Origin of the sequence: Micromonospora sp. URMC 105 (assembly GCF_051386295.1) — a bacterium.
GTDB lineage: Bacteria > Actinomycetota > Actinomycetes > Mycobacteriales > Micromonosporaceae > Micromonospora.
On sequence record NZ_JBPQTL010000167.1, the window covers coordinates 1 to 6,143 of the forward strand.

General features: G+C 74.7%; 6 protein-coding genes and 1 pseudogene. 1 reads left to right on the forward strand and 6 read right to left on the reverse strand.

The annotated features are described in order from the left end of the window. Window positions 1-222: 222 nt before the first annotated feature. From ACSNN7_RS28395 to ACSNN7_RS28405, 3 genes are all read right to left on the reverse strand, one after another. Window positions 223-612 carry an ACT domain-containing protein gene (locus ACSNN7_RS28395; RefSeq protein ID WP_436684124.1) on the reverse strand — a complete coding sequence of 130 codons (390 nt, stop codon included), beginning with the start codon at window positions 610-612 and terminating at the stop codon, window positions 223-225. Between the two features lie 76 nt (window positions 613-688). After that, window positions 689-1,147 carry a PAS domain-containing protein gene (locus ACSNN7_RS28400; protein WP_436684125.1) on the reverse strand — a complete coding sequence of 153 codons (459 nt, stop codon included), beginning with the start codon at window positions 1,145-1,147 and terminating at the stop codon, window positions 689-691. A gap of 183 nt (window positions 1,148-1,330) precedes the next feature. After that, window positions 1,331-2,068, reverse strand: coding sequence for a hypothetical protein (locus tag ACSNN7_RS28405; RefSeq protein ID WP_334453644.1), 738 nt, complete (start codon window positions 2,066-2,068; stop codon window positions 1,331-1,333). A 163-nt stretch (window positions 2,069-2,231) separates the two neighbouring features. Here ACSNN7_RS28405 and ACSNN7_RS28410 point away from each other — a divergent pair, with 163 nt between their 5' ends. After that, the gene (locus ACSNN7_RS28410; RefSeq protein ID WP_436684126.1) at window positions 2,232-3,443 is read left to right on the forward strand and encodes an arginine deiminase; all 1,212 of its coding nucleotides are present in this window, start codon (window positions 2,232-2,234) and stop codon (window positions 3,441-3,443) included. Window positions 3,444-3,494: 51 nt separating this feature from the next. Here ACSNN7_RS28410 and ACSNN7_RS28415 read toward each other — a convergent pair whose 3' ends face one another. From ACSNN7_RS28415 to ACSNN7_RS28425, 3 genes and pseudogenes are all read right to left on the reverse strand, one after another. Next, window positions 3,495-4,379, reverse strand: coding sequence for a DUF5926 family protein (locus ACSNN7_RS28415; RefSeq protein ID WP_436684127.1), 885 nt, complete (start codon window positions 4,377-4,379; stop codon window positions 3,495-3,497). Between the two features lie 61 nt (window positions 4,380-4,440). Further along, window positions 4,441-4,857 carry an ATP-binding protein gene (locus ACSNN7_RS28420; protein ID WP_436684128.1) on the reverse strand — a complete coding sequence of 139 codons (417 nt, stop codon included), beginning with the start codon at window positions 4,855-4,857 and terminating at the stop codon, window positions 4,441-4,443. A gap of 73 nt (window positions 4,858-4,930) precedes the next feature. Then, window positions 4,931-6,064, reverse strand: a pseudogene (locus ACSNN7_RS28425) (PAS domain-containing sensor histidine kinase); the annotation flags it as partial. Between the last annotated feature and the right edge of the window lie 79 nt (window positions 6,065-6,143).

The window sequence follows — 6,143 nt, forward strand, 5'->3', positions numbered from 1 at the left end:
GGGTGTGGGTGGGCGTCGTTCCGGCGGGGCGGCGCAGGCGGCCAGCGGCAGGACGGCGACCAGGGCGCCGGTGACGATCAGCCGGCGGGGCGGGGTGCGGTGCGGTGCGTCAGGCGGCACGGACCGGTCCTCAGGGGGAGCGAGCCTCGACGGCGTCGGATCGTGGCGGCCGGGAGGGGGTGGCCGAGCCCATCGTAGGAGGATCCGGCGGCGCGGTGAAGGTCAGCGCAGCACCCGGTGCCCGGCCCGTTCCAGCGCGACGGTGGCCGCCCGCAGGCGTACCGCGGGGACCAGCACGTGGTCGGTGTCGTAGGTGGAGAAGGCGACCACGCTGACCCGGGCCTCGGCGAGCGGGTCGACCAGGGAGGCGAGGGTGCCGGAGACCGCGAGGTCGAGTGGGCCGACCACGCGCAGGCACCGCCAGTCGGTCTCCACCTCCGCCTCGGCGGGCGCCCGTGCGGCGGGGCAGATGACCGAGATCCCGTCGGCGGTCCAGCTCACTGTGACCACGTCCGCGACGCCCGGCTCGGCCCAGAGGGCGGGGGGCAGAGGGGTGCCGGCGGCCAGCCGGCACACGGCGTACTCCCCCGGGAGCAGGGCGACATCGAGCATGAGGGCACCTTACGGTGTCGGCGACTGTCGGCCCCAGCATCGCGGCGTGCGGCGCATGCCACATCTCACCCGCAGGTCAGACCTCGGAGAAGAAGGTGAGCGAGCCGGCCACCGCGCCGGTGGCGAGCACCGGGGTGGAGATGGCGTCGACCGTGGCGTCGGGGGCGTCCTCGCCGGCGGCCTGGATCCGCAGCAGGCCCCGGGCGAGCCGGCCGGAGTGCAGCGCGAGCAACGGCGGGATCTTGTCGGTGTCCTGCTCGGTCAGCTCGCCCCGGGCCGCGGTGAAGTCGAGCAGCCGCAGCCGGCCCTCCAGCAGCGGCAGGCCCACCACGTCCTCGGGGGCGCCGAGGCAGAGCAGGCGGCAGCCGGACGACGAGATGGCCACGACCCGGGTGTCCGAGTCGATCAGCAGGCAGGGCTCGTCGGCGTGGGAGACCGTGGCGGACCATTGCCCGACGTTGTCGGACTCCTGCTCGGTCGGTGTCCGCGACTCGGGCGCGAACACTTCGGAGAGCGAGAGTTCGACGTGGGCCACCGAGCCTCCTATGTACACCGACGGTCTGTCCACGCTAGCCGGTCGTCGCGACGGTCGCTGTACCGCGCTGCTGCCACCGGCCGCCGGTGACGATCGGATGCCCGGAACGACCGGGCGGCCGGCGACGGCGCGGACCTTAGGTGACCTCGGTGAACACTGGGCCGCGTGGCGTCGTCGGTGACGTTACCGGCGGGCGGCCGGCTTGTCAGCGGCCGTTCGGCCCTCGTCGTACCACCGGTAGTCGGCGGCGGGACGGTACGTGCCGTTGAGCCACGTCTGCGGCTGCTGCGCGACCCGGGACAGCTTCTCGGCGGTGGCCGGACTGATCCGGTTGCCCCCGGCCACGAGGAGCCGGTCCAGCTCCCGGTGGGTCGCCATGAGGCAGTCCTTCGGCAGGCCGTACACGCTGATGACGCCGGAGCCGACGAAGGTCAGCACCGGCGTCACCGGGATCGGCAGGCCGACCGCGTCGGAGAGCGCCTTGCTCGCCCGCTTGGCGTCGCGCCGGGCCTCGGCCACGTACGGCGGCCGCTTGCCGTTGATCTGGACCACGTCCCCGGCGACCAGCACCCGGGCGCGCCCGTGGTCGGCGATGCTCACCGCGAAGAGCCCGCTCGGGCCGATGGCGAGGAAGCCGGCCCGGTCGTCCTGGCCGCGGTCGAGCAGCACGTCCGCGACGTCGGTGCGCGGCCACTCGATGACGTGCCAGGCGGGGCCCAGGTGGTCGAGCTGGCCGAGCGCGCGGGCCCCGGCGGCCTCCAGCCGGCGCGCGCCCCGCTCCGCCCGGCGGCGGCGGGCCCACTCCAGCGGGGTCGGGCGGGCCGGCTCCAGCGCCGACGGCGCCTCGGCCCGGGGGTGCGGCACCGTCACGGGCGGCAGTGCCCGGGTGGGTACGGCTCGACGAGCGGGAAAGACAGTCATCGCGACCTCCGGCAAAAGGTCCCTCGAAGTTATGTCCTCACTACCCTACGTCGCCATCCGGGGGGTACGGCAAGTTGGAGCGCCGGAATGAGTGCGGATGAATGCCATATTCATCCACACTTCTTTCCATGAACACTCTTCGCGCCTGCCCTACGCTGCGAGGGTGACCCACTACGTGGACAGCGAGGTCGGTCGGCTCGGCACGGTGCTGCTGCACCGCCCGGGACCCGAGCTGGCCCGGCTCACCCCCCGCAACAACGACTCATTGCTCTTCGACGCTATCCCATGGGTGGGACGGGCGCAGGAGGAGCACGACGCCTTCGCGGCGGCGCTGCGCGAACGCGGCGTGGAGGTGCTCTACCTCGCCACCCTGCTCGCCGAGACCCTGGCCGTCCCCGACGCGCGCGCCGAACTGACCGAGCAGGTGCTCCGCTCGCCACGGCTGGGCGACACCCTGCGCCGCCGGGTCACCGACCACCTCGCCTACCTCGACCCGGCGGCGCTCGCGGACGTGCTCATCGCCGGGCTCGCCCACGAGGAGGTGCGGGTCAGCCCGGAGCGCCCCGGCGGACTGGTGTGGACGCTGATGGACCGGCACGACTTCGTCATCGATCCGCTGCCCAACCTGCTCTTCACCCGCGACTCGTCACTGTGGATCGGCGGCCGGGTCGGTGTCACCAGCCTCGCCATGCCGGCCCGTCGGCGGGAGACCACGCTGACCGACGCGATCTACCGCCACCATCCGCGCTTCGTCGGCACCGAGTTCGTCTACCACCCGGAGCTGGAGCACCTGGAGGGCGGCGACGTGCTGCTGCTCGCCCCCGGCGTGCTCGCGGTCGGGGTGGGCGAGCGGACCACCCCGGCGGGCGCGGAACGGCTGGCCCGGCAGGTCTTCGCCGCCGGGCTGGCGCACACCATCCTGGTGGTGCCGATCGCCCAGGAACGCGCCACCATGCACCTCGACACCGTCTGCACCATGGTCGACGTCGACGCCGTGCTGATGTACCCGAACATCGCCAGCAGCCTCTCGGCGTACACCGTGATCGCCGGGCCGGACGGCGAGCCGCAGGTGGACGGGCCGGCGCCGTTCCTGCGCGCCGCCGCCGACGCGATGGACCTCGACCAGCTGAGGGTGATCGACACCGGGCTGGACCCGGTCACCGCCGAACGCGAGCAGTGGGACGACGGCAACAACACCCTCGCCCTGGCACCCCGGCTCTGCGTCGGTTACGAGCGCAACACCGAGACGAATGCTCAGCTCGAACGGGCCGGCATCGAGGTCATCCCGATCGCCGGTTCCGAACTGGGCTCCGGCCGGGGCGGCCCCCGCTGCATGTCCTGCCCGCTGGTCCGCCAACCACTGCGCCCCGCCTGACCGCGAGGCGGGCGGGCGGGGCGGACGCGGAGAAGGCGGCGGCCCCCGGGGTCAGCGCAGGGTGAGCTGGCGGCCGAGCAGGCCCTGGCGGGCGCGCCGTCCGGCGGCGTCCAGCGGCTCCTTCTCCTCCAGCATCTCGGCGTACCGCTCGGCGAAGGCGGTCACCGGGGCCTCCCAGTCGGCGGCCGGGACGTCCTCGGGCAGGTCCCAGACCGGCACCAGCCGACCGTGCGCGCGGAACATGCCGGCGAACCGGGTGCCCTCGCCCAGGGTCAGGGTCCCGGCGGCGGAGAGCCGGGACAGCGCGTCCAGGGCGGTGTCCTCGTCCTCCGGCAGCACCCAGCGCACGTGGGCCTTCTCCGGCACCTGGCACCAGTACGCGGCCCGGGCGGCGTCGAGCCGTACGGTCGGGTAGATCGCGGCGTTCGCCCGCTCCAGCGAGGCCTGCACCGTCGGGTCGTCGGCCGCGCCCGGGTCGAGCCAGAACTCGAAGCCGTCGTGCATGGTGACCTCCAGCGGGCCGTCCACCAGCACGTCCTGCAGGCGCGGGCCGGGGCCCGGCAGCGGCGGCACGGTCACCTGGCCGCCCGGCTCGGTACGCAGCGCGCAGAGCAGCGCCTCGGCCAGGTCGCGGGAGACGTCACCGGACTGCTGGTGGCGCTGCAGCCCGATGAAGACCCGCCCGTCCGGCTTGGTCATTGCCGGGGCGGCCATCGGCAGCACGGTGGCGAGGGTGACCGGGCGGTCGCCGTACTCCTCGACCAGCTCCGGGGTGAGCCGCAGCGGCGCGGAGGCGGCCGGCACCAGCTCGCGCAGGGCGATCCACTCCGGTTCGTCCGTCAGCCCCTCGAAGGGGCGCGGGACGAAGATGTCGCGGACCTTCTCCCGACGGGGGGTCGCTTCGACGGCGCGCTGGTTCTTTCGACGCTTGCTCACGGCGAGACAGCCTAGAGGCCGGACCGGGACGGCGTGGGGAGGACCCGCCCCCGGGGACCGGTCACCGGGCGACGACCAGGTCGGACCGGGTCGAGCCGGCCGGGTCGAACTCCGCCCAGACGCTCTGGCCCAGGCCGTCGCGCTCGACGCCCCAGCGGCTGGCCAGGCCGGAGACGATGTGCAGGCCCCGGCCGTCGACCGCGTCCGGGCTGGCCGCCCGTAGCCGTGGACCGGCGGGCGCGCCGCCGTCGGTCACCCGGACCGACACGACGGGGCCGCCCGGTGTGGGCCGCAACCGCCAGGCCACCCGGACCACTCCGCCGGGCAGCGGGTCGGCGTGCCGGACCGCGTTGCCGACCAGCTCGGCCAGGACCGCCACCAGGTCGGCCAGCAGGACCGGGGGTACGACCTCGGCGAGCTCGTCGGCGAGCCGGTGCCGGGCCAGCCGCGCTCCGGTGGCGTGGTGGGGAACCACCACGCACCACGAACGCTCGACCGCGTACGCCGACACCCTTGCTCCTTCTTGCCCCGTCCCCCGGTGCCCCGGCGGGTCACGCCCGCGGCAGCCGCACCTCTGCGACCGTACCGCCGCCGTTCCTCGGCCGGAGGGATACCCATCCATTCTGCTGTTCAACGATCCGGCGGACGAGATAGAGACCGAGCCCCGCCCCGGGATAGCCGCGGCGGTCCCCGGACTCGCCCTGCCAGAACCGGTCGAAGGCCCGCTCCACGTGCTCGGGCCGGATGCCGATGCCCCGGTCGCTGACCCGGAACAGGACGGTCTGCCCGTCGGTGCCGGCGGTGACCTCGATCGGCGACTCCGGCGGCGAGTACTTGCCGGCGTTGGTGCTCAGCTCGGTCAGCACGGTGGCCATGCTGTGCCGGTCGCCGAGCGCCTTGGGCAGGTGGGCCGGCAGGTCGAGGACGAGTCGGTGGCGCAGGTCGGCGGGGAGGTCCGGCACCGTGGCGCGCAGCGCGTCGCCCAGGTCGAACGGGACGGCCGGCTCACCGGCGGACCGCCCGTCGATGGCCGAGGAGAGCAGCCGGTCGATCAGCCGGGCCAGTTCGTTGGCGCGCTGCCCGATGATCCGGGCGGCCTGCCGGCGGTCGGTGTCGGTCAGCGACTCCCAGTGGTCGGTGAGGGTGTCCGCGTACCCCTTGATAACGGTGACCGGGGTGCGCAGCTCGTGGCTGGTCACCGCGACGAAGAGGTCCCGCTCGGAGTCGCGGCGCTGCTGGTCGGTGATGTCGCGGAAGGTGACCACCCGCTGGGTGCCGGGCCCGGCCAGCTCCCCCGAGGTGATCCGCAGCCAGCGCCCGTCCGGCATCTGGTGGTCGAGCACCTGGCCGGACGGGGGAAGCGGGAAGGGCAGTGGCCGGTTCAGCGCCTCGGCGGAGGAACGGCCGGTCACCTGAGCGGCGGCCGGGTTCCAGAGCCGTACGTGCCCCTCCCGGTCCACCACGGCCAGGCCGTCGGCGAGCGCCGCGACCACCGGGCCGTCACCGTGCACCGGCAGGCCGCTCTGGTCGCCGTACATGTGCGCGATGCAGGCGGCGACGTAGCCGAGCACCGCCTGCCCCTCGGGGTCGGCGGAGTCCTCGCCGTCGGCGTAGAGGGCGTGCAGGCTGCCCACGGTGAGCCCGCCGATCTCGGCGCGAGCCGTGATCATGCGGCGCAGCCCCGGGTGGGGGGGGGGGGGGGGGGGGGGGGGGGGGGGGGGGGGGGGGGGGGGGGGGGGGGGGGGGGGGGGGGGGGGGGGGGGG